Origin of the sequence: Pseudoxanthomonas mexicana (assembly GCF_010093385.1) — a bacterium.
Taxonomy (GTDB): Bacteria; Pseudomonadota; Gammaproteobacteria; order Xanthomonadales; family Xanthomonadaceae; genus Pseudoxanthomonas_A; species Pseudoxanthomonas_A mexicana.
Genome location: NZ_PDWV01000008.1, coordinates 24,917 through 47,855, shown reverse-complemented (window position 1 = coordinate 47,855; position 22,939 = coordinate 24,917). Strand labels below are relative to the sequence as shown.

The window sequence follows — 22,939 nt, the reverse complement described above, 5'->3', positions numbered from 1 at the left end:
GTCAGTCGTCCTTGCGCGCCGCCACCAGCGCCTGCTGCGCGGCGACCGGATCGGTGGCGATCCTCTCGCCGGGCTTCAATCCCGAAATCACGTCCACCTGATCGCCGGCCGCATCACCCAGCCTGACCTGACGCAACGACAGCCGCCCGTCGATGAGCACGTACACCGCCGTCACCTCGCCGCGGCGCACCAGCGCGCTGGTGGGAACGCGCGGGAATGCCACGCCCTTCACGGCCGGGAACGCCACTTTCGCGGTCGGCCCGGGTTGCGGCGGCACGTCGAGCGCCGGCAGCTGCACGCGGATCCGCACGGCGTGGGTGGACGCATCCGCGGCCGGAAAGACGGTGACGTCGGCGGCATCGATCCGGCGCCCATCGTCGAAGGTGACCACGGCGGTGGGGTTGGCCCGGACCGCCTCCGCTTCCGACTGCGGCACCGCCACTTCGATGCGCAGGGCGCCCGGTGCGAACACGGTCATCAGGGTCTGGCCGATGCCGACGCTCTCGCCCGGCTCGACATCGCGGGTGGCGACGATGCCCGCGTAGGGCGCGCGCACCGTGGTGTAGTCGGTCTGCTGGCCGGCATTGGCCAGTTGGGCGCGGGCGGCGTCGCGCGCGGCGGCCGCCGAATCGCGCGCCATCCGGGCCTGGTCGAGCTGGGCCCGGGAGACGAACTGGTCCTTCGCCAGGTTGGCGAAGCGCCGGTAGTTGGCTTCCGCCTCGGTCGCGGATGCTTCGGCCGCGCGCAACTGGGCGCGGGCGGCGTCGACACCGGACTGCTGTTCGACCGCACTGAGCCGCACCAGCACTTCGCCTGCTCCCACGCGGTCGTTGACGTCGCGCGCCACGGCGACCACGCGCCCGTTCGTCTGCGCCGACAGCGTGGCCTGTTGCACGGCTTCCACCACGCCCTCCCAGACACGGCCGCCCACCGCGTCGGCAGTCTTCACCTGGAACGTCTGCAGTCCCTCGATGCGCGCGGCAGGCGCGGCGGGTTCTTCATGCCCGCACGCGGCGAGGGCGGCCACCAGCAACAGCGGCAACAACGGGCGCGACGACATCACGATGCGGCTCACGGCAGGCCTCGCGCTCACTTGAATGCGCAGCCGGCGCGTACGCCCAGCTTGCGGAAGACGATGGCGGCGGGACAGAAGCCGGTCACGCTGGCCTGCAGCATGTTCACGCCGATGAAGACGGTGAACCACAGCCACAGCGGCGAAACGAAGTGGGCCAGTGCCAGGCTGGCGAGGGTCATCACGCCGGCGAAGCCGAGGACGGCACGGTCGAGGTTCATGAGATGTTCTCCGGGAATGGAATGGGGAGGGAAATCAGCGGGTACGCATGATGCCGAGCAGCTTGAGCACGTATTTCTCGTAGATCGGTTCGGTGTTGCCGGACTTCATCTTCATCAGGAAGTACTTCTCGAACGCGATCTTGGCCACGTGCACCCATTTGCCGACCTTGGCCCAGGTGACGTTGCGCGGCGGGATCTGCGGCAGGGCCACGAACGCCGCGCCGGTGTCGCCCATGTCCGCCAGGCAGATGGCGTTCCACGTCGCTTCGGCGGTGACCGGTCTGCCGGCCAGCTCGGCCTGGATGTTGTGCGCCACGGCGGTGACCATGGACTCGATCATGAAGCCGGTCTTGGGCGCGCCCGTCGGCACCGGCGTGGCCTCCACGGGCGGGATCGCCACGCACACGCCGAGCGAGAAGATGTTGGGATAGGCCGGGTTGCGCTGGTGCTTGTCGATCAGGATGAAGCCGCGCGGATTGCACAGCCCCTCGCCCTGGCGCACGGCCGGCACGCCGGTGAAGGCCGGCAGCACCATCGAATATCGGAACGGCAGGGTGTGCATCTTCCTCGGCTGACCGGCCTCGTCCATTTCGGACACGTCCATCTCGCCGTCGCGCACCGCGGTGATCTTCGCGTTGGTGATCCACTGGATGTGGCGCTGGCGGAACTCCGATTCCATCATGCCCTTGGAATCGCCGACGCCCCCCAGCCCCATGTGTCCGACGTACGGTTCCGGGCTGACGTAGGTGATCGGCACCCTGTCCCGCAGCCTGCGCTTGCGCAGGTCGCTGTCCAGGATCATCGCGAACTCGTACGCCGGCCCGAAGCAGCTGGCCATCGGCGCGGCACCCACGACCACCGGCCCCGGGTTCTCGAGGAAGGCCTGGTAGGCCTGCCACGCGGTGGTCGCGTGCGGCGTGGTGCAGATCGAGTGGGTGAAGCCGCCTTCCGGCCCCAGGCCCGGTACTTCATCGAACGCCAGTCGCGGACCCGTCGCGATCACCAGATAGTCGTAGTCGAGGGTGCGCCCGTCGCGCAGCCGCACACGGTTGTGGTCGGGCTCGACCCGCTCGGCGCCGACGCCCTCGAAGGCGATGTTCTTCTTCGCCAGGTAACAGGCGACCGGCATTTCGACATCGGACGGCTTGCGCCAGCCCACGGCGACCCAGGGGTTGGAGGGCGTGAACGAGAAGCGGTCGCCCTCCCCGATCACGGTGACCTCCGGCCCCTGGCCCAGGGTGCCGCGCAGTTCATAGGCGGCGCTCATGCCACCGATGCCTGCCCCCAATACGACGATACGCGCCATGTCTTCCCCTCCAGGTTCGATGGCCGCCGCCGGCAGGAGTGCCGGTCGGCTTGCAATACAAATTAGCATCTACTAATATTAGAGTCAACTAATGTACTGGAGGCATCCATGGCACGCACCGTCCAGGATCTGGTGGCCGAGGCACGCGGCCGTATCGAAGAGATCGCGCCCGACCAGCTGGCGGCGCAGGACGACTGCGTCCTGATCGATGTGCGCGAACCGGCTGAGTACGCGCAGGGCCACCTGCCGGGCGCGATCAACCTGCCGCGCGGCGTGCTGGAATTCCAGATCCCCGCGCACCCGGCGATGGCCTGCACCACCAGCGAAGCGCTGGCCGTCGCCGACCGTGAGCTGGTGCTGTACTGCCTCACCGGCGGACGCTCGGCGCTGGCGGCCGACAGCCTGCAGGCGCTCGGCTTCACCCGTGTGCGCTCGCTTGCGGGCGGGCTCACCGCATGGCGCAATGCCGGCCATCCCCTCACCCCGGAACCCGCATGACCCGCAGCCTCTCCACGTCCACGTTCGACATCGCCGCCATGCAGGCGCATGCAGGCGATGCGGCGCAACTGCTCAAGGCCCTCGCCAACGAGAAGCGGCTGCAGATCCTGTGCCTGCTGACCGCGGGCGAGCGCTCGGTGGGCGACATCAACGCCCTGCTCGACCTGAGCCAGTCCGCGCTGTCGCAGCACCTGGCCGTGCTGCGCGAAGAAGGCCTGGTGCAGACGCGCCGCGAGGCCCAGAACGTGTTCTACGCACTGATGCCGGGGCCGGCGGCGCAGGTCATGCATACGCTGCACGGCATCTACTGCGCGCCGGCCGCGGCTCCAGCGCCCCGGAAGCGCGCGGGGAGATCGTGATGCTGGGCATGCTCAAGTCCCTGTTCGGCCGCCGCGGGGCGCAGGCTTCTCCGAAGGAAGCGGTCGCGTGCCTCAACCGGGGAGCCGTCCTGGTCGACGTGCGCGAACAGGGCGAGTTCGCACGCGGTCATGTGCAGGGCGCCCTCAACATCCCGTTGGGCGAACTGCGCGCCGGCGGCACCGCGCTGCTGGATGCCCGCCTCCCCGCCGGTACGCGCGAGGTCGTGCTGGTCTGCCAGAGCGGCATGCGCTCGCGCGTGGCCCAGGCCATCCTGTCCGGCGACCCCGCGCGCACCCATCTCAACCTGGCCGGTGGCATGGCGGCGTGGCAGAGCCACGGCCTGCCCATCGTGCGACACGATTGATCCGACACCACAAGGTATTCCCATGTCCAGTGCAGACCGTTATCAGGAACTGACCACCCGCATCAACCGGCACCTCGGCCCCTTCCGCACGGCGGCGCCCGAGGTGATGCAGGGATTCGGCGCCATGGCGCGCGGCGCGATGGGCGCGGGTGCGCTCGACGAGAAGACCAAGGAATTGATCGCGATGGCGATCGGCGTGGCGGCGCGCTGCGACGGCTGCCTCGGTTTCCATGCCAAGGCGCTGGTGCGCCTCGGTGCCACGCCGGAGGAATTTCAGGAGATGCTGGGCGTCGCCGTCTACATGGGCGGTGGCCCATCGCTGATGTATGCGGCGCATGCGCTGGAAGCGTTCGAGGAGTTCTCCGCGAAAGCGTCCTGAGAGCGCTTGGCCGGGTGCGTGCGGGCTGCCATGATGGTCCGCCGCAACCCGCCAGGAGCCCTGCCATGACACAACCCCGGGTGCATGCGCAGTTCGACGAAGCCACCCACACGGTCAGCTACGTGGTCTGGGATCCGGCCACGTGCCGTGCCGCGATCATCGATCCGGTGCTGGACTACGACCACCGCACCGGCCGCGTGTCGCACCGCTCGGCGGATGATCTGCTCGGCTTCGTCGCTGACCAGGGCCTGTCCGTCGACTGGGTGCTGGAGACGCACGCACACGCGGACCATCTCAGCGCGGCGCCGTACCTGAAGGAAAAAACCGGTGCCCCGATCGGCATCGGCGCGCGCATCACCGAGGTGCAGCGCACGTTCGCGCCCGTGTTCGGGCTGGACGATGTCAGCGGCGACGGCCGCGAATTCGACCGTCTTTTCCGCGACGGGGAGATCATTGCGCTCGGCGGGCTGCAGGTCGAGGTGATGCACACGCCCGGCCACACGCCGGCCTGCGTGTCGTACCGCATCGGCGAGGCGGTGTTCGTCGGCGACACGTTGTTCATGCCCGACTATGGCACCGCACGCGCGGACTTCCCGGGCGGCGACGCGCGCACGCTATACCGTTCCATCCACAGGCTGCTCGCGCTGCCGGACACCACGCCCCTGTACCTGTGCCACGACTACAAGGCGCCGGGACGCGACCATTTCGCGTGGGAAACCACGGTGGGCGAAGAGAAGACGCGCAACATCCATGTGGGCGGCGGCGTGGACGAAGCCAGCTTCGTGGCCATGCGCGAGGCGCGCGATGCCACCCTGGCCGCACCCGTCCTGCTGCTGCCGTCGTTGCAGGTGAACATCCGCGCCGGCCGGCTGCCCGATCCGGATCGGGACGGACGCCGATTCCTCAGGATCCCGCTGAAGCCCTGATCCGCGTCAGCGGCCCGCAGCCGACGATGCAGGGCGAGCGACCACGCCGCTTCCGCAATCGGCGCTCAACAGGCGCGACTGCTTCAGCCAGGCGGGGTCGGGGTAGTACGCGAACACGAAGGAACCGCCGCGGATGCTGTCGATCAGCGGCCGCGCCACCGCGGTGCTGACGGCCGGGCACCCCAGGCTACGACCCAGCCGGCCCTGCGAACGCACCAGCGCGTCACTGACGTAGGGAGCGCCGTGGATGACGATGGCGCGCTCGCGCGCCTTGTCGTTGAAGCCGGGCTCCAGTCCCTGCAGGCGCAGCGAGTACCCGTTGGAACCACGGTAGGCCTCCTGGGTGACGAAGGCGCCCAGGCTGGACATGTAGCTGCCGGTGGCGTTGGAGAAGCGGGTGGCCAGGTTCTCGCCGGTATTGCGGCCATGGGCGACGCGCTCCTCGAACAGCAGGCGGGCCTTTTCCAGGTCGAACACCCACAGCCGCGGCTGGGTGGACGGCCGGCTGTAGTCGATCACGCTGAGCCGGCGCATTGGCACGTCGGCGTCGCCGCGCCGCAGGGGGCAGGCCATCGCGTGCGTGGCCATGGCCAGCACCTCGCGGTCCACGCCCGGTGCCGCCCGATGGAGGGCCTCGGCCAGACGACCGGGGCCGACACTCGGGGGCGCGTCGGCCGCCAGCGCCACGGCGGTCGGGGTGCAGCTCAACAGCAGGACGGACAGGCAACGCTTCATGATCAGGCTCGGGAACGGGGGGACAGGATGCGCCGTGCCCGGGTTCCCTCCACACCGCTCAGCGTAAAGCCGACGTGGGTCCCGCTTCATCCGATTCCAAGACCGGCACCGTCGGCTGTTCGGCCGGCGTTGCGCGCACGCCCGGCAGGTCCGACAGCAGCACGGTGGTGCCGGGGGTCAGGATGCCGTACAGCCGGCGGGCGAAGTCCTGCGGGATCCAGAGCGCATCGCCCAGCGAGCGCAGGGACGGCATGGGCGTGTCCGCCTCGCCCAGCACGCGGTGGGCGACCCAGCGGTGCTCCTTCTGCTGCGGATCCAGCAGGCTGGGGATGTCTTCCATCTCCGTCGTCATCACCAGCAGCACGGTGCCGTTGAGGGCGAAATCCTGAATTTTCTGCAAGGGCGCCGAACCGATCAGCACGCCGTTGCGCAACACCGACACGCGCTGGTCGTACAGGCTGACGAGGATGCTGACCGGGCCTTCCGGCGAGGCGGCTTCGTTCCAGTACACCTCGTAGGCCGACAGCGCCGGGTGCGCGGCCTGCCCGCCGGCGATGACCGGCGCCAGCACCGCAGGATGCACGACGCTGGCCGGCGACGCCTTCGCATTGGCCACCACCACCGAATCGCCGAAGCGGGTGATGCCGAACAGCTTCTCCGCGAACGCCTGCGGCAGGCGCACGCAGCCATGCGATGCCGGGTATCCCGGCAGGTGGCCGCCATGCAGGGCGATGCCGTCCCAGGTCAGCCGCTGCATGTACGGCATGGGGGCATCGTTGTAGAGGTTGGACCGATGGTCCTTGTTCTTCTGCAGGATGGTGAACACGCCGGTGGGCGTTTCCTTGCCCGCCTTGCCCGAGCTGATCGTCGACACACCGATGGCGATGCCGTTGCGATACACATAGGCGCGCTGTTCGTCCAGGCTGACCACCAGCACCACCGGACCTTCCGGCGCGATCTGCGGGTACCACAGGAATTCGCCGGGCTTCAGCGCACGGACGTCGGGCGGCGAGACCACGGACTGCGCCTGCACGGCAGGCGGGGCGATCCCGTACAGCAGCGTGGCCAGCAAGAGGGCGGGCAAGAAATGGCGCGTCATCCGATGAGCTTAGCGCAGGAGCATCCTGCCTTGTGCCAGATGGATCCCCACTACTGCAGCACGCGCTCGCGCAAGGCGTCGTAGTCGGCTGGGATGGGATCGGCATGCGCCGGACGCGACAGCAGGTCCGCTAGCGCCGGCGGCACCTCCACCGCGCGCCCGATCAGCGGCTCCACCACGCTTTCGAACTTGGCCGGGTGCGCCGTGGCCGCCACGGCCCAGTCGCCCACCCCGCCCTGCGCACGCAGGTCTTCCAGCACCTTCACCGCCGTGGCGGTATGCGGGCAGTGCACTTCGCCATGGTCGCGGTAGCGGCGCGCGATCACCTCGCGGATGGTCGCGTCGTCGATCTCGCTGGCGGTGAAGGCCGCGCGCAACGCGACGTCATCGCCGGCGTACAGCCAGCGCAGGCGTTCGAAGTTGCTGGGCGCCCCGACGTCCATCGCATTGGCCAGCGTCGCCACGCTCGCCGCCGGCGCATAGGCGCCGCCGGCGAAGAAGTAGGGCAGCACCCGGTTGGCGTTGGTGGCCAAGGCGATGCGTCCCAGCGGCACCCCCAGCGTGCGGGCAAGGATCGCGGCCAGCGCATTGCCCAGGTTGCCCGTGGGCACGACGAGATTCAGCGTTCGGCCGGTGGCTGCCCGGTGGCTCAACGCCGCATGCGCGTAGTAGCTCATCTGCGGCAGCAGGCGGCCCAGGCTGATGCTGTTGGCGGAACTGAGCGGGGCCTGCGCCTGCAGCTCGGCGTCGTTCAACGCGCGCTTCACCAACGCCTGGCAGTCGTCGAACGAACCCGCCACGCGCAGCGCCACGATGTTGTCCCCGAAGCAGCCCAGCTGGTGGGCCTGGCGCGGCGATACGCGGCCATCCGGATACAGCACCACCACGCGCAGGCCGGGCTGGCGGTGGAATGCCGCGGCGACGGCCGCACCGGTGTCGCCGGACGTCGCCACCAGGATCGTCAGCGGCGCGCGCTCGTTGCGTCGTACACGCGCAATGCTAGCGGCCAGGAAGCGCGCTCCGAAATCCTTGAATGCCGCCGTGGGCCCGTGGAACAGCTCCAGCACGTGGTCGTCCGGCGTACCCAGCGGGCGCAGCGGCGCCGGGAAATCGAACGCCTCCCGGCAGATCGCCGCCAGTTCGCCTTCCAGCGCATCGCCGGCGAAGAACGGTGCCAGCAGCGTGGCGGCAGTTGAAGCGATGTCGTCCCCGGCCGCGAGCTCGCGCGGCGCAGGCAGCACGTCCGGTACGTACAGCCCGCCATCGGGGGCCAGTCCGGCGGCGATGGCTTGGCTGAGCGTGGCGGCGGGTGCGGTGTTGCGGGTCGAGATGAAGTTCATGGTCTGTCGTGGCAAGGCGGCGTGTGCGGCGGCCGTGGGGTAGGGGAATCAGGTCGCTGACAGCAGTTCGGCGCCCGTCGCGTTGATCGGCGACACCCAGGCCTGGCTGTCGAAACCGGCCGCCGCGAAAGCCGCCTGCACGGCAGGCGCGGCCGCTTCGGCCTCGCCACGCGATTCGAACCAGGCGAACACGCTGGGGCCGGCGCCGGAAATGCTCGCCCCCATCGCATTGGCGTCCAGTGCCGCCTGTTTGGCCGCGCCGAAGCCGACGATCAACGGCGCGCGCCGCGGTTCCACCAGTACATCGCGCAAGCCTTCGCGCACCAGTCCGGCGTCGCCGGCATGGCAGCCGGCCAGCACCAGCGCAAGGTTCGCGCTCTGCGCCACGAACTCCTTCAGTTCGTAGGCGCCCTGCAGTGCGGCGCGCGCGCGGCGTGTCTCCAGGATCGCTTCCGGATGCACCAGCACGCTGTGCCAATGGTCCGGCACGGGCACCCGCACCAGCCGGTCCGCCGTGGACAGCACCAGGCCGCCCAGCAGCATCGGCCCCAGGTTGTCGCCATGCTTGCCACCGCTGGCGACCGCCTCACCGACCAGGGCGTGCGGATACAACTGCTCGCGCGTCAGCGGCGCATCGAGCAGCGCATTGGCCGCGACCAGGGCCGCCACGCACGAAGCGGCGGAACCGCCCATGCCGGAACCCAGGGGAATGCCCTTCCCGATCTCCACCTCGAAGCCGAACGGCAGCGCCAGCGCTTCGCGCAGCGAGATCAGCGCCGCACCGGCGGTATTGCCCGGCGCATCCAGCGGCAGGTCGACGGTGGCGCCATGGATGCCGGTGATGCGCACCTCCGGCGCATCGATGCGACGCACCGTCACGTTGTCGCCGACGCCTTCGATCACATGGCCCAGGATGTCGAACCCCACGCCCACGTTGCCCACCGATGCCGGCGAAAACGCACTTGCCTGCTGCCTCATGCCCACTCCATGTCGTTCGTTCCCGGATGCGTCACAGCTTCGCGCCCTGCCCCGCGGCCACGCGCAGCACGTCGGCGAAGACGCCGGCCGCGGTGACTTCCGGGCCTGCGCCCGGGCCCTGCACGATCAGCGGATTGTCGCAGTATCGGCGCGTGGTGAACTGCACGATGTTGTCGGTCAGGCGCAGGTTGGCGAATGCGTGCGCCGCGGGCAGTTCCACCAGCCCCACGCTGGCATGGCCTTCGGCATCGAGCCGGGCGACGTAACGCAGCACGTTGCCGGCGGCGCGCGCCTTCGCCAGCCGGTCGGCAAAGGCGGCATCCACCTCGTGCAGCCTGGCCATGAAATCGTCCACGCTCGCCTGGCGGAGGGATTCGGGTACCAGGCTCTCCACGTCCACGTCCTCCAGCGCCAGCTCGCGTCCGGCTTCGCGGGCCAGGATCACCAGTTTGCGCGCCACGTCGGTGCCGGACAGGTCGTCGCGTGGGTCCGGTTCGGTATAGCCCAGGCCACGCGCCTCGGTGACCAGCCGCGAGAACGGCGCGCTGCCGTCGAACTTGTTGAACAGCCATGCCAGCGTGCCGGAGAAGATGCCCTCCACCGACACCACCGCATCGCCCGTATCCAGCAGGTCGCGCAGGGTGGAGATCACCGGCAGGCCGGCGCCGACGGTGGCTTCATAGCGGAAGCGCGCGCCGCTGCCGGACGCGGCATCGCGGATGGCGTGGTAGCGCGCCAGCGGACCGGCCCCGGCCTGCTTGTTGGGCGTGACCACGTGGATGCCGGCGGCCAGCCATCCCGCGTAACGGTCGGCCACCAGCGGACTGGCGCTGCAGTCCACGATCACCGCGTGCGGCATGTGCGCCGACAGCAGGTGCTCGGTGAAGCGGTCCAGGTCCGCGGCCTGCGTGCTGGCCTCGAAACGCGCACGCCAGTCGTCGCCCAGGCTGCGCTCTTCCAGCACCATGCGCGTGCTGGAGGCGATGGCGCGCAGGCGCAGGTCCAGGTTGGCCTTGGCCAGCAGTTGCGGCTGCGCGGCCCGCAGTTGCTCGATCAGCGCCGCGCCGACGTTGCCCGGCCCGATCACGCCGATGGCGAAGGTCTGCGGCGACAGCCAGAAGCCGGCATGCGCCGCGCGCAGCGCCTTGGTGGCGTCGGCGCTGTCGATGGCCACGGAGATGTTGCGCTCGGACGAGCCCTGCGCGATCGCCAGGATGTTCACCTGCGCGCGCCCCAGCGCGCCGAATAGGCGCGCCGACACGCCCGGCGTGCCGGCCATGCCGTCGCCGACGGCGGCCAGGACGCTGACGCCGTCGCGGCGCTGCACGCGCTGGATCTGGCGGGTGTCCAGCTCGTGCGCGAAGGCATCCAGCAGCGCCGCCTGTCCCTTGGCGGCCTCGCTGGCCCTGACCACGCAGCAGATCGAATGCTCCGACGAACCCTGCGAAATCATCACCACCGAGACATGCGCATTGCGCAGCGCGGCGAACACGCGCTCCGCCGTGCCTGGCACGCCGATCAGGCCGGTGCCTTCCAGGTTGAGCAGGGCCAGGTCGACACTGAGCGTCAGGCCTTTCACCGGGCCCACCGCATCGCGCTCGGCGGTGATGCGGGTGCCCGGATGTTCCGGATGGAAGGTGTTGCGGATGATGATGGGCAGCCCCCGCTCCATGGCCGGCGACATGGTCTGCGGATGCACGACCTTGGCGCCGAAGTACGCCAGCTCGCAGGCCTCGTCGTAGCTCAGCGCGCCCAGCTGTACCGCCTCGGGGACCACGCGCGGGTCGGCGGACAGCACGCCATCGACGTCGGTCCAGATGTGCAGTTCGGCCGCGTCGTACAGCGCCGCGAAGATCGCGCCGGAATAGTCGCTGCCGTTGCGGCCCAGGGTGGTGAAGCGCCCCTCACGGTCACGCGCGACGAAGCCGGTGGCCACCACGCGTCGTTGCGGGTGCGCGTCCCGCCACGCCGCGAGCCGCCGCGCGCTGTCCTCCCAGTCCACCACCACGCCCAGTTCGCCATGATCGACGCGCAGCACCTCGCGCGCATCCAGCACGGCGCAGTCCTCGCCCTGCAGTGTCAGGTACTCGCCGAGCAGGCGCGCCGAACACACTTCGCCCAAGCCCTGGACGCGTTGCAGCACCAGCTCCGGCAGGCCGCCGATGACGATCAGCGCGTTGAGGATCTCCTCGAGCTTCTGGAAGCGCTCGTCCACCCACTCGATCACCGGCCCGGCCGCTTCACCCAGCAACGCCACCGCCGCACCGCGATGACGGGCGCGCAGCGCATGCCAGCTTTCGTGCCATTCCGGCCGGTTGGCGGCGGCCAGCTCGCACAGTTCGATCAGCGCATCGGTGACGCCCTTCATGGCCGACACCACGGTGACCTGCACCTCCTCGTCGCGCGCCAGCCGCAGCTTGGCCACGTGGCGATAGCGTTCGGCATCGGCGACGGAGGTGCCGCCGAACTTGTGGACGACGGTGCGGGGTTTGGGCTGTTCGACTTCGGCGCTGCGGGACGACATGGGTCAGGAACCTCGGTAAGGAGGCCCGGCACGCATCAGGAATCGGGGTGGCCCTGCATCCTGATCCGGGTGCGGGGCCGTGGGTTGCGGATTACGCGAACACGACCGGCCGCACCTGACGAGTCAGGGTGGTAATGGTCGTAATCGGGGTCGTGCGTCCGCCGTGCGCACGCGGGGTCGCCGGCATCGGGGCCGTCGTCGTATCCGCAGTGGCGTGGGCGTGGGAGCGCATGCACGAAGAAGACCACGGCACCCCCGGGGTCTGTCAAGCGCTGCGACGCAACAAAGCCAATGATTTCAGATGGATGCAACTGAAACCAATCAGCTCCCCCTACGGCGTCACTGTCATCCATTCGTGGTAATCGTGCCGCAGCTGAACCGAATAGGCTCCGTTCTGCCCCGCATGCATCTCCACGTGCGTTGCCCATTCCTCCGGGCATTTCGCGTGTGTGTCATAGCGAGGAGTACCTTTCGAGCAAGTACCCAGGGCGATGGGCCCCAGGAGGACGCGGTCCTGCTGACGGATGGTGACGACGGCATAGTCCTCTGCCGCTCCCAGTTCGCCTTGCGGATTTGCATTGTAGTAAGCACCCCGTATCACGACGGTGAGCGCTCCGCACTCCGACGTCAACGCTTTCGTGCCTACGCGGACGACCTCACCGCGGGAGTCTGCCTTGCCATAGACGACAAGCGAGCCCAGATCGACGACACGTGCCTCGTATCCACGCCGGGGATGCTGCGGTTGATCCGCAAGGATCACGCTGGACCGCTCGGGTGCGCAATGAAAAGCGATGTCTGAACCGTCAGCCTCCCCCTCCGCGATCGGTGCGTCCGCGGGCGTTGCGAGACTGACCCGAGCGAGAACGCAGGCAAGCAGGCCAAGGCACCCTCTCGGCATGCGCAGAGCCAGACGGTGCGGATACATGACTGAGCGAGGATTCCGGTACGCCATGGGAGCCTCCTGGAGTGGGCAGTGAGGGCAGTTTGGCGTGGGACGAAGCGGCAGGGTATCGGACCATTCCGACAACGATGTTGTCGCACACCACCACGCAGACTTCCGTCGAACGAGCCGCGGGCGTACTGAGGATCGCCCAGCGCTCCGGGATCGCGCACGCTTGGGGCCATTTGCCGGACTGCGCTATTCTTGGCATCACCGATGGCCCCGTAGCTCAGCTGGATAGAGCGTCCCCCTCCTAAGGGGAAGGTCGCACGTTCGAATCGTGTCGGGGCCGCCATTCCCTGCCCTGCAGGCGCCGCTGCGCATCGGCAGATCGCCGATAGCGCCACCTCCGGCTCGGCAATCCGAACAGACGCCGACAGCGAATCAACGCCCACGTAAGCAATTGAAATACACAGGGTTTCCGGGCGTTCGGGCCCGCGTGCTCTGGTAGAATCATGCCCCCGCGATGCGGCCCCGGCCGCATCCCCGCATTCGATCCCTGGAGCACTTCATGCCCGCAGACCTTCTCAAGGCCCTCGGCCTTGCCAGCACCAATTCCGGCACCTACCTCGGCAGCGGCGAGTGGTCCACGACCACCGACGCCGGCCTGTTGCAGTCGATCAATCCCACCACCAACGAGGTGATCGCCGAGGTCCATGCCAGCAGCCAGGCCGACTACGAGAAGGTCGTCGCCCGCGCCCAGGCCGCCTTCAAGGTGTGGCGCACCACCCCGGCCCCGCGCCGCGGCGAGGCCGTGCGCCTGTGCGGCGAGGCGTTGCGCCGGCACAAGGACGCGCTGGGTTCGCTGGTCGCGCTGGAAATGGGCAAGAGCAAGCCCGAGGGCGACGGCGAAGTGCAGGAGATGATCGACATCGCCGACTTCGCCGTGGGCCAGAGCCGCATGCTGTACGGCTACACCATGCACTCCGAGCGTCCCGGCCACCGCATGTACGAGCAGTACCACCCGCTGGGCCTGGTCGGCATCATCAGCGCGTTCAACTTCCCGGTCGCCGTGTGGGCGTGGAACTCGTTCCTGGCCGGCATCTGCGGCGACATCTGCATCTGGAAGCCGTCCAACAAGACCCCGCTCACCGCCATCGCCAGCATGAAGATCTGCAACGAGGCGCTGAAGGAAGGCGGCTTCCCGGACATCTTCTTCCTGATCAACGACGCCGGCGTCGAGCTGGCGCAGCAGTTCGTCGACGACAAGCGCATCCCGCTGATCAGCTTCACCGGTTCCACCCAGGTGGGGCGCACCGTGGGCGAGCGCGTCGCCCGCCGCATGGGCCGCAGCCTGCTGGAGCTGGGCGGCAACAACGCGATCATCCTGGACGAAACCGCCGACCTGAAGCTGGCCATCCCCGGCATCGTGTTCGGCGCCGTCGGTACGGCCGGCCAGCGCTGCACCACCACGCGCCGCCTGATCGTGCACGAATCGATCTACGACACCGTGCTGTCCACGCTGATCAAGGCGTACAAGCAGGTGGAGGGCAAGATCGGCGACCCGCTGGATCCGGCCAACCTGATGGGCCCGCTCAACAGCCAGGGCGCCGTGCAGCAGTTCCTGGACTCGATCGCCAAGGCCAAGGCCAGCGGCGGCACCGTCGAAACCGGCGGCACCGCGATCGACCGCCCCGGCAACTTCGTCCTGCCAGCCATCGTCACCGGCCTGAAGAACTCCGACGAAGTGGTCCAGCACGAGACCTTCGCCCCCATCCTGTACGTGATGAAGTACAAGACCCTGGACGAAGCCATCGACATGCAGAACGCCGTGCCGCAGGGCCTGTCCTCATCGATCTTCACCCAGAACCTGAAAGCGGCCGAGCAGTTCCTGTCGGCGGCCGGCAGCGACTGCGGCATCGCCAACGTCAACATCGGCACCAGCGGTGCCGAGATCGGCGGCGCCTTCGGCGGCGAGAAGGAAACCGGCGGCGGTCGCGAGTCCGGCTCGGACGCATGGAAGGTCTACATGCGCCGGCAGACCAACACGATCAACTACTCCGACTCGCTGCCGCTGGCGCAGGGCATCAAGTTCGACCTCTGACCCGCAACACGGCCGGCATGCCCGCATGCCGGCTGCCCTGAACGGGCCAGCATCTGGGATAATCGCGCCTCCCTCATCGGGCGGCGCGTTTTTTTTGCCCCCGATCCAGTGCCATCGCCTCCCTGACCCCTGCACGGAGCTCCTGATGAACGCAGCACGCACCACCAGCAGTCTCGCCATCGCCAGCCTCGTGTCCGGCATCCTCGGTTGGACCCTGTTGCCGGTCTTGGGCACGCTGGTGGCGATCGTCACCGGCCACATGGCGCGCGCGGAGATCCGCCGCAGCGGCGGCGCGCTGGAGGGCGACGGACTGGCCATCGGCGGCCTGATCCTGGGCTGGCTGTCGGCGCTGCTGTGGGTCATCGGCATCGCGGTGCTCTTCATGTTCCTGGGCGGCCTGGCCTGGCTGGCGACGCTGAACTGATCCCGCCTGCTGCCATGTATCCCCTCGCCCGACCCTTCCTCTTCGGCCTGGACGCCGAAACCGCCCACGGCCTGGGCCTGAAAGCCCTCGACCTGGCCTACCGCACCGGCACCACGCCGCTGGTGGCGCGTCCCATCACCCCGATGCCCACCAAGGTGATGGGGCTGACCTTCCCCAATCCGGTCGGTCTGGCCGCCGGCATGGACAAGAACGGCGCGCACATCGACGCGCTGTTCGCGCTGGGTTTCGGCTTCGTCGAGATCGGCACGGTCACGCCCAGGCCGCAGCCGGGCAATCCGAAGCCGCGCATGTTCCGCCTGCCGCAGTACCAGGCGGTCATCAACCGCCTCGGCTTCAACAACGAAGGCGTCGACGCGCTGGTGCGCAACGTCGAAGCCGCGCGCCGCGACCGCGGCCTGCTGGGCATCAACATCGGCAAGAACAAGGACACCGCCAACGAGCGCGCCGCGTCCGACTACCTGTACTGCCTGGAACGCGTCTATCCGCTGGCCGACTACGTCACCGTCAACATCTCCTCGCCCAACACCGCCGGCCTGCGCGAACTGCAGGAAGAACAGGCATTGCGCCAGCTGATCGGCACGCTGCGCGATGCGCAGGAGGACCTGGCGGCACAGCACGGCAAGCGTGTGCCGATGCTGGTGAAGATCGCGCCCGACCTGTCCGACAGCGACATCGACGCGGTCGCGCGCGTGCTGGGCGACATGCAGGTGGATGGCGTCATCGCCACCAACACCACCGTGTCCCGCCTCAGCGTGCAGGACCATCCGCTGGCGCGGGAAACCGGCGGCCTGTCCGGCGCGCCGCTGATGGGCCAGGCCACGCTGGTCCTGCGCCGCCTGCGCACGCGCCTGCCCGACACCATTCCGTTGATCGGCGTGGGCGGCATCCTGTCCGGCGCCGATGCGGTGGCGAAGATGTCCGCCGGCGCATCGCTGGTGCAGTGCTACACCGGCCTGGTGTACCGCGGGCCGGAGCTGATCCACGAATGCGTGGAAGCCATCCGACGCCGTCGCGAAGCGCCGAGTCGCGGGCCGGTGGCGCCGGAATGACGCCAGGCTACCGCCTCACCGCCAACGCCCCCCTGCGGGACCGCAATACCTTCGGCGTGCAGGCGTCGGCGCCCTGGTGATCGAAGTGGACGACGCCTCGGCGCTGGGCGAGGTGATGGCGCTGCCGCAGGTCGCCGAATCCGAAAGCCTGGTGATCGGCGGCGGCAGCAACCTGCTGTTCGCCGGCGATGCACCGGGCGCGGTGATCGCCATGGCCACGCACGGCCTGCGCGTGCTGTCCGACGATGGCGAACAGGCGCGCGTGCGCGCCGATGCCGGCGTCGCCTGGCACCCGCTGGTGATGTGGACGCTGGAGCAGGGCCTGTGCGGGCTGGAGAACCTGGCCCTCATCCCCGGTACCGCCGGCGCGTCGCCCATCCAGAACATCGGCGCCTACGGCACCGAAGTGGGCGAGTTCATCGCCGTGGTCGAAGCGCTGGACCGCCATGCGGGCGCGATGGTGCGGCTGGACCGCGACGCCTGCGCGTTCGCCTACCGCGACAGCGTGTTCAAGCACCAGGCCGACCGCTACCTGGTGACGGCGGTGGAGTTCGTGCTGCCGCGCACGCCGCACCTGCGCCTGGATTACGCCGGTATCCGCGAGGAGCTCGGCGCGATGGGAATCTCCGCGCCGACCGCGCGCGAGGTGGCCGAGGCGGTGATCCGTATCCGCCGACGCAAGCTGCCGGATCCGGCCGTGGTGGGCAATGCCGGCAGCTTTTTCAAGAATCCCATCGTCTCGCAGGCGCAGGCCGACGCGCTGCTGGTCGACTATCCCACGCTGCCGGTATTCCGTGGCGACGCCCCGCACAACCGCAAGCTGTCCGCTGCGTGGATGATCGAAGCCTGCGGCTGGAAGGGCCATCGCGACGGCGATGCGGGCGTCTCCGCCGCGCATGCCCTGGTGCTGGTCAACCACGGGCAGGCCACCGGCGCCGCGCTGCTGGGGCTGGCGCGGCGCATCGCCGAATCCGTGCACGCGCGCTTCGGCGTGGGGATCGAGCCGGAACCGAAGATCATCGGCGCCCGCTGGTAGCCCGACCACCGCGCATGCCCGCCATTCCCGCCCACTTCCGCGCCGCCGTGCTGATGCTGGGTAGCACGGTGCTGTTCGCCCTGATGGTGGTGGCGATCCGGCTGGCGTCGGCCACTTTGCACACGTTCGAGATCGCGTTCTTCCGCAATTTCTTCGGCCTGCTTGCCGCGGCGCCGCTCATCCTGCGGCACGGCCCGGGGTTCCTGAAGACCACCCAGTTCCCGCGCTACTTGTTCCGCTGCGTGATCGGCATCTGCTCGATGCTGGCCGGTTTCTGGGCCATCGGCCACCTGCCGCTGGCGCAGGCGGTGTCGCTGTCGTACTCCACGCCGCTGTTCGTCACTCTGGCCGCGGCCGCGATGCTCAACGAACGCGTGCGCGCACGCCGCTGGACCGCGGTGGTGCTGGGTTTCGTGGGCGTGCTGGTGATCGTGCGGCCCGGCACCGCGGAATTCACAGCGGACGCGATGATCGCCGTGCTGGCGGCAGTGATGAGCGCGCTGGTGGCGATCCAGATCAAGCAGCTCTCGCAGACCGAGCCGGCCGACCGCATCGTCATCTACACCACCCTGCTGTGGGTGCCGATGTCGCTGCTGCCGGCGCTGGCCGTGTGGGAATGGCCGCAGGGCATCACGTGGGTGTGGGTGGTCGCCGCCGGCGTGCTGGGCACCGGCGGCCACATGCTGTGGACGCGCGCGCTGAAGCTGGGCGAGGTCTCGGCGCTGACGCCGATCAGCTTCATGCAGTTGCCGGTGGTGGCCCTGTTCGGCTGGCTGCTGTTCGACGAAACGCTGGACGCATGGACGCTGGCCGGCGCCGGCATCATCTTCGGCGCCAACGCCTACATCGCGCACCGCGAGGCGGTGCTGTCGCGCCGCGCCGCGTCCGAGGCGCCCAGCGCGGCGGCCAAACCCGGCGAGTGACGTAGCCGGCGCTCAGCGCTGTTTGCCAGGCCGCCTGCCCTCTCGATAACGTTTGACGAACTCGGCGTCCGCATCGGCCAGCGTGGCCGGATCGGCCGTCAGCAAGGGGGCGATGTACTGCCGCTCCAGCGCGTCGACCTGCGTGGTCAGGCCCAGTTCGCGACTGGTGTCGATCAGGTTCCACGCCGCGGTACGCGTTTCCACGTGCGTCTCGCCGAGCACCTTGCGTCGCAGTTCGAACAGGCGGCGGTACTCGTCCAGCGCCTCGCGCGTGCGCCCGGACACGCGCAGGGCTTCGGCGCGGATCACCATGGTGATCTGCGCCTGCGGGTGTTTTTCTCCCAGCACCTTCAATGCCAGTGGCTGCACGTCCGAAAGCAGGCGCAGCGCGGCGTCGGGCTGCTTCGCGTTGAGCAGCGTGCCGGCATGGTTGACCAGGATGGACAGCGTGTCCGGATGCGATGGGCCCTGCAGCCGGCTACGCATCGTGATGACCTGCTCCTCCAGCGGCAGCGCGGCCGCGTAATCCTCCAGGCGTGCGTACGCCGTGGCCAGGTTCAGGCGTGTCCTTACCGTCTGCGGGTGGTCGCGCCCCAAGACCCGCTCGCGCGCGGCCAACGCATCCTTGAGCAGCGGCAGCGCGGCGGCCGCGTCGCCGGCGTCCACCATCATCGTCGCCAGCGTGCTGCGTGCCTGCAGCGTGACCGGATGCTCGCTGCCCAGCTTGCGCACGTAGCGCGAAGTGAGGTCGCGCTGCATGGCGATGGCGGCGTCCTTCTCGCGGTTCATGATGCGCAGCACGGCCAGGTTGCCCATCGCCGACAGCGTCTCCTCGTGATCGGGACCGAGCACCGCGGTGCGCCCGGCGACCACCTGCTCCATGTTCGCGCGTGCCTCGGGCAGTTCGCCCAGGTTGCGCTGTACGGCGGCCAGGTTGTTGGTGGCCTCCAGGGTGGCCGGATCCCGCTCGCCGGCGACCTCGATCAATCGTGCACGGACCGCCTCGACGACGCCTTTCGCCCGCGGTCGGTCGCCGCGGGCCGAGATCACCTGCGCCTGCGCCAGTTCCAGCTTGACCCGCACGCGGTCGTTGGCGGGCAGCGTGAAGGCGCGCGGCAGCGCCTTCTCCAGCACGGCCTCGGCCTGGTCGATGTGCGCCCCCTCCAGCAGCGCCTGCACCTGCTCGTTGCGCGCGCGCAGCGTCTCCGGTGCGCCGTCGCCGAGGTTCGTGGCGCGATGCTCGGCCACCCGGCCGAACAGCTCGGCGGCCTTGTCGTACAGACCGATCGCAGCGTAGACGCGCGCCACGGACTCGCGCAGGCCGCCGGCCACGTCGGGCTGGTCGGCGAAATCGCGGGCGATCGCGGCTTCCGCGTTGGCGAGCAGCTGACGGTCCACCAGGTCGCGTGCCAGATCGCCGGTACTGGCCTTGGCCAGGGTCGCGCCGAACGCGTCGGCGGCCGCCGGGGCGCGTTCGGCCACCTGAGCCGCCAGACCCTCGGCCAGGCCCACACCCACGGTCTCGATGTCGATCCCCTCCAGCATCGACTGCTGGAACGCGGCCACCTTCTCCAGCTCCGCGCTGCGCGCTTCCGCCAGTGCGCGTTGCGTGCGCGCCTGCTGCAGGCCGTACAGGGACAGGCCCAGACCGCCCAGCAACGCCGCCAGCGCGAAGCCCGCGGCGACGGCCGCGGCGCGGTGGCGGCGCAGGAACTTGCGCCAGACGTAGGCGCGGCTCGGCGGTACCGCCGCCACGGTGCGCCCCTCGAGATACCGCTGCAGGTCGTCGGCCAGCGCCGCGACGGACCCGTAGCGGGCGTCCCGGTCGTGCTGCATGGCCTTCAGCACGATCCAGTCCAGGTCGCCGCGCAGGCGGTCGCGCATGCGCGGCAGCGACAGGCCGCGCTCCTGCGCCACCTGTCGTGCCTGCTCGGCCGGCAGCGCCGCCAGCCGCGACGACGGCGCGACGGCGGTCGGCGTTTCCGCCGACCAGGTTTCGCCCACGGCCTCGGGGCGAACGCCGCTCACCAGTTCGCACAGCACCACGCCCAGCGAGTACACGTCGCTGCGCGTGTCCACCTGCCGCGCATCGCCGAGCGCCTGCTCGGGACTCATGTACTCCGGCGTGCCGGCGCGCTCCAGTGCGGCGTCGCCGGCCAGCGACGCGGCCATCGCGATGCCGAAATCGATGACTTTCGGTGCGGCCCGGCCATCCAGTGTGTCCACCAGCAGGTTGCCCGGCTTCAGGTCGCGGTGGACCACGCCCTTGTGGTGCGCGTGCTGCACGCCCTCGCAGACGCGGATGAACAACGCCACGCGTTCGTCCAGCGACAGCCGTTGCTCCCGGCAGTAGCGCGTGATCGGGCTGCCCTCGATCAGCTCCATCGCGAAGAAGGGATAGCCCTCCTCCGTGGTGCCGGCATCGTAGATCTGGGCGATGGCCGGATGGCGCATCTGCGCCAGCACCTGCCGCTCCACTTCGAACCAGGCCAGGTGGCGGGCCTGCAGGCGCTGCGCGCGCATCAGCTTCAGGGCCACCTCCCGGCGCACCGGTTCCAGCTGGGTGGCGCGGTAGACCTCGCCCATGCCGCCGCGCCCCAGCAGGCCCTCGATGCTGTAGTGGCCCAGGCGCGCCCCGGGCGCCAGCGTGCCGTCGGCCGCGGTCAGCGCATCCTGCAGGCGCGTGGCCAGGCTTTCGGTGGGTGCGAGTTCGTCGTAAGGCTGCGATGTCATTCCACGGTCCCCTGTGCGCCCCGGCATGGTATCGGAAGCGTGAGTTGACCGACCGATCCGGTACACTCGGGCCCGCACCTGCCAGCCGCACGCGCATGTCCCGGGACCCCCACGATCCACCCACCACGCAACGGACCATCCTGAGTGACGGCCCGCGGCCGGCCTCGCCGCGCTCGGCCTGCGTGGTGGTGATCCACGGCGAAGGCCTGGGCCGGCGTGCGGACATCGACACCGCCCGGGTGCGCGTGGGCCGCTCGCAGGAAGCCGACCTGCACATCCCGCACAACAGCGTCTCGCGCCTGCACTGCGAGCTCTGGCGCGACGGCGACACCTACTGGGTGCGCGACCTCGGCGCGACCAACACCACCCGGCTGAACGATACGCCGGTGGCGCAATCGGCGCTGGTCGACGGCGACCACATCACCCTAGGGGAGAGCATCCTGAAGTTCATCAGCCACAGCAGCGTTGAGGCGCGTTACCACGAGGAGATCTACCAGCTCGCCACCCACGATGCGCTGACCGAGATGTACAACCGCCGCCATTTCATCGAAACGGTGGAGAAGGAGATCGCGCGCGCCATGCGCCACCAGCGCGCACTGACCATGTGCATCATCGACGTGGACCTGTTCAAGCCGATCAACGACCGCTACGGCCACATCTCCGGCGACCAGGTGCTGAAGCAGATCGCCGGGCTGGTGCGCCGGCATGTGCGCAACGACGACGCGGCCGCCCGCATCGGCGGCGAGGAATTCGCCGTGCTGCTGCCCGAGTGCGGGCCGGAAGCCGCCTACGGCTTCGCCGAGCGCCTGCGCGAGGCGGTGGAAGCGGTGGTGTTCCGCCCCGGCGGCGAGGCGCAGCGCATCACCGTCAGCATCGGGATCGCCGCGCTGACGCCCGAGCGCGACACCGTCAGCCGGATGATGGCCGCGGCGGACGCGGCCCTGTACCGGGCCAAGAGCGAGGGCCGCAACCGGGTGTGCATCGAGCACTGACCGCGGCGGACGCGCTCAGCCGCCGATCCGTTCCACCCCGTAACCGGCGTCCCGCCACGCATCGATGCCGCCCCGCAGCGGCAGCACGTCGCGGAAGCCGGCCTCGCGCAGCCTCGCGGCCATCCACGCCGCGGATACTTCATCCGGGCAGGCGCAGTAGATGACGACCTTCCCGTCGCGCGGATACGTGGCCAGGATCCCGTCCAGCTGGCGCTCGTCGGCGAACACCGCGCCTGGGATGACGTACGGGTCCACGTCGCGGAAACCCGGGGCGCGGATATCGAACACCACCGGCGGCTGGCCCGCCCGGACGAGGGCTTCGAGTTCCGGCGGATCGATCCGCGCCCCCTCCAGCGACCTCAGCAGCGTGCGCCGACGCCACCAGCGCCAGCCCACGTAGGCCGCCAGCAGCACGCCGATGACCACACCGGCGCCGGTGCCCAGCTGCGACAGCGCGTCGATGACCGTTTCCACCTGGCGGGCGAACACCACGCCCAGTCCCAGCCCCAGCGCGGCCCACAGGGCAGCGCCCAGGCCGTCGTAACGCAGGAACAGCGGCAGCCTCGCCTGCATGGCGCCGGCCAGCGGCACGGACACCATCGACAGGCCGGGGATGAACTTCGCCACCGACAGGACGCGCACGCCGAAACGGCCGTAGAAGCGTTCCGTGCGCTTCATGCAGGTGTCGCGCGACAGCGAAAGCCGGCACAACGACTGCAGCGTGCGGTTGCCGTAGCGGCGGCCGGCATAGAACCAGACGCTGTCGCCGATCAGGCTGGCGGCCACCGACACCGCCAGCACGCCCAGCAGCGGCAGCCACATCGCCTCCGGCTGCAGCGCCAGCCCCGCACCGACCAGGACCAGGGTGGGCATCGCCGGCACGGGCAGACCCAGCGACAACGCCAGCACATTGGCGAACACCAGCAGTGCGCCGTATCGGTCGACCAGTTCCTGCATTGCCATCCCCGGGGAGTC

At 69.6% G+C, this 22,939-nt stretch carries 21 protein-coding genes, 1 tRNA gene and 1 pseudogene; 12 read left to right on the top strand and 11 right to left on the bottom strand.

All coding sequences use genetic code 11. From position 1 onward, the window contains the following. Position 1 precedes the first annotated feature (1 nt). The 3 genes from CSC76_RS04900 to CSC76_RS04890 are packed head-to-tail and all read right to left on the bottom strand — an operon-like array spanning position 2 to position 2,599. Positions 2–1,075 (bottom strand): efflux RND transporter periplasmic adaptor subunit, encoded by a 1,074-nt coding sequence (locus tag CSC76_RS04900; protein ID WP_238394874.1) that lies wholly within the window; start codon positions 1,073–1,075, stop codon positions 2–4. 14 nt (positions 1,076–1,089) lie between these two features. Continuing rightward, on the bottom strand, positions 1,090–1,293 hold the full coding sequence (locus CSC76_RS04895) for a YgaP family membrane protein (RefSeq protein ID WP_162108916.1): 204 nt from the start codon (positions 1,291–1,293) through the stop codon (positions 1,090–1,092). 34 nt (positions 1,294–1,327) lie between these two features. Continuing rightward, positions 1,328–2,599, bottom strand: coding sequence for an NAD(P)/FAD-dependent oxidoreductase (locus tag CSC76_RS04890; RefSeq protein ID WP_162108915.1), 1,272 nt, complete (start codon positions 2,597–2,599; stop codon positions 1,328–1,330). Positions 2,600–2,707: 108 nt separating this feature from the next. Between CSC76_RS04890 and CSC76_RS04885 the strand changes: the two genes are divergently transcribed. The 5 genes from CSC76_RS04885 to CSC76_RS04865 all read left to right on the top strand — a co-directional run bounded on the left by CSC76_RS04885 (position 2,708) and on the right by CSC76_RS04865 (position 5,126). Further along, positions 2,708–3,097, top strand: coding sequence for a rhodanese-like domain-containing protein (locus CSC76_RS04885; protein WP_162108914.1), 390 nt, complete (start codon positions 2,708–2,710; stop codon positions 3,095–3,097). Next, positions 3,094–3,456 carry an ArsR/SmtB family transcription factor gene (locus tag CSC76_RS04880; protein ID WP_162108913.1) on the top strand — a complete coding sequence of 121 codons (363 nt, stop codon included), beginning with the start codon at positions 3,094–3,096 and terminating at the stop codon, positions 3,454–3,456. The genes CSC76_RS04885 and CSC76_RS04880 overlap by 4 nt, the downstream gene beginning before the upstream one ends. Next, a complete protein-coding gene (locus CSC76_RS04875; RefSeq protein WP_162108912.1) occupies positions 3,456–3,821 on the top strand; it encodes a rhodanese-like domain-containing protein in 366 nt (121 codons plus the stop codon). Before CSC76_RS04880 ends, CSC76_RS04875 begins: the two co-directional genes overlap by 1 nt. 22 nt (positions 3,822–3,843) lie before the next feature. Beyond that, positions 3,844–4,200, top strand: a complete 357-nt coding sequence (locus tag CSC76_RS04870; RefSeq protein WP_162108911.1) for a carboxymuconolactone decarboxylase family protein — start codon at positions 3,844–3,846, stop codon at positions 4,198–4,200. 65 nt (positions 4,201–4,265) lie between these two features. After that, positions 4,266–5,126 (top strand): MBL fold metallo-hydrolase, encoded by an 861-nt coding sequence (locus tag CSC76_RS04865; RefSeq protein ID WP_162108910.1) that lies wholly within the window; start codon positions 4,266–4,268, stop codon positions 5,124–5,126. Between the two features lie 6 nt (positions 5,127–5,132). Here the strand turns inward: CSC76_RS04865 and CSC76_RS04860 are convergent, their stop codons facing one another. From CSC76_RS04860 to CSC76_RS04835, 6 genes are all read right to left on the bottom strand, one after another. Further along, positions 5,133–5,864 carry a murein L,D-transpeptidase catalytic domain family protein gene (locus tag CSC76_RS04860; protein ID WP_425500836.1) on the bottom strand — a complete coding sequence of 244 codons (732 nt, stop codon included), beginning with the start codon at positions 5,862–5,864 and terminating at the stop codon, positions 5,133–5,135. A gap of 55 nt (positions 5,865–5,919) precedes the next feature. Next, positions 5,920–6,960, bottom strand: coding sequence for a L,D-transpeptidase (locus tag CSC76_RS04855; RefSeq protein ID WP_162108908.1), 1,041 nt, complete (start codon positions 6,958–6,960; stop codon positions 5,920–5,922). A 50-nt stretch (positions 6,961–7,010) separates the two neighbouring features. Continuing rightward, complete coding sequence (gene thrC, locus CSC76_RS04850; protein ID WP_162108907.1) at positions 7,011–8,300, bottom strand: threonine synthase; 1,290 nt, start codon at positions 8,298–8,300, stop codon at positions 7,011–7,013. Between the two features lie 48 nt (positions 8,301–8,348). Next, a complete protein-coding gene (locus tag CSC76_RS04845; protein WP_162108906.1) occupies positions 8,349–9,278 on the bottom strand; it encodes a homoserine kinase in 930 nt (309 codons plus the stop codon). Between the two features lie 31 nt (positions 9,279–9,309). Further along, entirely contained in the window at positions 9,310–11,802 is a 2,493-nt protein-coding gene (thrA, locus tag CSC76_RS04840) for a bifunctional aspartate kinase/homoserine dehydrogenase I (RefSeq protein WP_162108905.1), read from the bottom strand. Positions 11,803–12,133: 331 nt separating this feature from the next. Further along, a complete protein-coding gene (locus CSC76_RS04835; protein WP_162108904.1) occupies positions 12,134–12,754 on the bottom strand; it encodes a hypothetical protein in 621 nt (206 codons plus the stop codon). Between the two features lie 206 nt (positions 12,755–12,960). On the opposite strand from CSC76_RS04835, the gene CSC76_RS04830 reads away from it, so the two are divergent. From CSC76_RS04830 to CSC76_RS04805, 6 genes and pseudogenes are all read left to right on the top strand, one after another. Next, positions 12,961–13,037: transfer RNA gene (locus tag CSC76_RS04830), tRNA-Arg, on the top strand. Between the two features lie 216 nt (positions 13,038–13,253). Further along, positions 13,254–14,786: an L-piperidine-6-carboxylate dehydrogenase gene (gene amaB, locus CSC76_RS04825; protein ID WP_162108903.1), complete on the top strand. Its 1,533-nt coding sequence runs from the start codon at positions 13,254–13,256 to the stop codon at positions 14,784–14,786. A gap of 145 nt (positions 14,787–14,931) precedes the next feature. Further along, positions 14,932–15,210 carry a DUF4190 domain-containing protein gene (locus CSC76_RS04820; protein WP_162108902.1) on the top strand — a complete coding sequence of 93 codons (279 nt, stop codon included), beginning with the start codon at positions 14,932–14,934 and terminating at the stop codon, positions 15,208–15,210. 14 nt (positions 15,211–15,224) lie between these two features. Beyond that, positions 15,225–16,280 (top strand): quinone-dependent dihydroorotate dehydrogenase, encoded by a 1,056-nt coding sequence (locus CSC76_RS04815; protein ID WP_162108901.1) that lies wholly within the window; start codon positions 15,225–15,227, stop codon positions 16,278–16,280. Beyond that, positions 16,277–17,316 (top strand): annotated as a pseudogene (gene murB / locus CSC76_RS04810) (UDP-N-acetylmuramate dehydrogenase). The gene CSC76_RS04815 and the pseudogene murB overlap by 4 nt, the downstream one beginning before the upstream one ends. A 14-nt stretch (positions 17,317–17,330) precedes the next feature. Continuing rightward, positions 17,331–18,239: a DMT family transporter gene (locus tag CSC76_RS04805; protein WP_162108900.1), complete on the top strand. Its 909-nt coding sequence runs from the start codon at positions 17,331–17,333 to the stop codon at positions 18,237–18,239. Positions 18,240–18,251: 12 nt separating this feature from the next. Here CSC76_RS04805 and CSC76_RS04800 read toward each other — a convergent pair whose 3' ends face one another. Then, complete coding sequence (locus tag CSC76_RS04800; protein ID WP_162108899.1) at positions 18,252–20,972, bottom strand: serine/threonine-protein kinase; 2,721 nt, start codon at positions 20,970–20,972, stop codon at positions 18,252–18,254. A 95-nt stretch (positions 20,973–21,067) separates the two neighbouring features. Here CSC76_RS04800 and CSC76_RS04795 point away from each other — a divergent pair, with 95 nt between their 5' ends. Then, complete coding sequence (locus CSC76_RS04795) at positions 21,068–21,964, top strand: GGDEF domain-containing protein (RefSeq protein WP_162108898.1); 897 nt, start codon at positions 21,068–21,070, stop codon at positions 21,962–21,964. Positions 21,965–21,979: 15 nt separating this feature from the next. On the opposite strand, the gene CSC76_RS04790 is transcribed toward CSC76_RS04795, so the two are convergent. Next, the gene (locus CSC76_RS04790; RefSeq protein WP_162108950.1) at positions 21,980–22,921 is read right to left on the bottom strand and encodes a DedA family protein/thiosulfate sulfurtransferase GlpE; all 942 of its coding nucleotides are present in this window, start codon (positions 22,919–22,921) and stop codon (positions 21,980–21,982) included. Positions 22,922–22,939 lie beyond the last annotated feature (18 nt).

What these genes read in the sequence shown, in the direction of transcription:
- CSC76_RS04890 (WP_162108915.1), bottom strand. Translation starts at nt 2,599, where the DNA reads ATGGCGCGTATCGTCGTATTGGGGGCAGGCATCGGTGGCATGAGCGCC.
- CSC76_RS04790 (WP_162108950.1), bottom strand. Translation starts at nt 22,921, where the DNA reads ATGCAGGAACTGGTCGACCGATACGGCGCACTGCTGGTGTTCGCCAAT.
- amaB (WP_162108903.1), top strand. Translation starts at nt 13,254, where the DNA reads ATGCCCGCAGACCTTCTCAAGGCCCTCGGCCTTGCCAGCACCAATTCC.
- thrC (WP_162108907.1), bottom strand. Translation starts at nt 8,300, where the DNA reads ATGAACTTCATCTCGACCCGCAACACCGCACCCGCCGCCACGCTCAGC.
- CSC76_RS04835 (WP_162108904.1), bottom strand. Translation starts at nt 12,754, where the DNA reads ATGGCGTACCGGAATCCTCGCTCAGTCATGTATCCGCACCGTCTGGCT.
- CSC76_RS04845 (WP_162108906.1), bottom strand. Translation starts at nt 9,278, where the DNA reads ATGAGGCAGCAGGCAAGTGCGTTTTCGCCGGCATCGGTGGGCAACGTG.
- CSC76_RS04815 (WP_162108901.1), top strand. Translation starts at nt 15,225, where the DNA reads ATGTATCCCCTCGCCCGACCCTTCCTCTTCGGCCTGGACGCCGAAACC.
- CSC76_RS04895 (WP_162108916.1), bottom strand. Translation starts at nt 1,293, where the DNA reads ATGAACCTCGACCGTGCCGTCCTCGGCTTCGCCGGCGTGATGACCCTC.
- CSC76_RS04805 (WP_162108900.1), top strand. Translation starts at nt 17,331, where the DNA reads ATGCCCGCCATTCCCGCCCACTTCCGCGCCGCCGTGCTGATGCTGGGT.
- CSC76_RS04800 (WP_162108899.1), bottom strand. Translation starts at nt 20,972, where the DNA reads ATGACATCGCAGCCTTACGACGAACTCGCACCCACCGAAAGCCTGGCC.
- CSC76_RS04875 (WP_162108912.1), top strand. Translation starts at nt 3,456, where the DNA reads ATGCTGGGCATGCTCAAGTCCCTGTTCGGCCGCCGCGGGGCGCAGGCT.
- CSC76_RS04885 (WP_162108914.1), top strand. Translation starts at nt 2,708, where the DNA reads ATGGCACGCACCGTCCAGGATCTGGTGGCCGAGGCACGCGGCCGTATC.
- CSC76_RS04880 (WP_162108913.1), top strand. Translation starts at nt 3,094, where the DNA reads ATGACCCGCAGCCTCTCCACGTCCACGTTCGACATCGCCGCCATGCAG.
- CSC76_RS04865 (WP_162108910.1), top strand. Translation starts at nt 4,266, where the DNA reads ATGACACAACCCCGGGTGCATGCGCAGTTCGACGAAGCCACCCACACG.
- CSC76_RS04795 (WP_162108898.1), top strand. Translation starts at nt 21,068, where the DNA reads ATGTCCCGGGACCCCCACGATCCACCCACCACGCAACGGACCATCCTG.
- CSC76_RS04855 (WP_162108908.1), bottom strand. Translation starts at nt 6,960, where the DNA reads ATGACGCGCCATTTCTTGCCCGCCCTCTTGCTGGCCACGCTGCTGTAC.
- thrA (WP_162108905.1), bottom strand. Translation starts at nt 11,802, where the DNA reads ATGTCGTCCCGCAGCGCCGAAGTCGAACAGCCCAAACCCCGCACCGTC.
- CSC76_RS04870 (WP_162108911.1), top strand. Translation starts at nt 3,844, where the DNA reads ATGTCCAGTGCAGACCGTTATCAGGAACTGACCACCCGCATCAACCGG.
- CSC76_RS04820 (WP_162108902.1), top strand. Translation starts at nt 14,932, where the DNA reads ATGAACGCAGCACGCACCACCAGCAGTCTCGCCATCGCCAGCCTCGTG.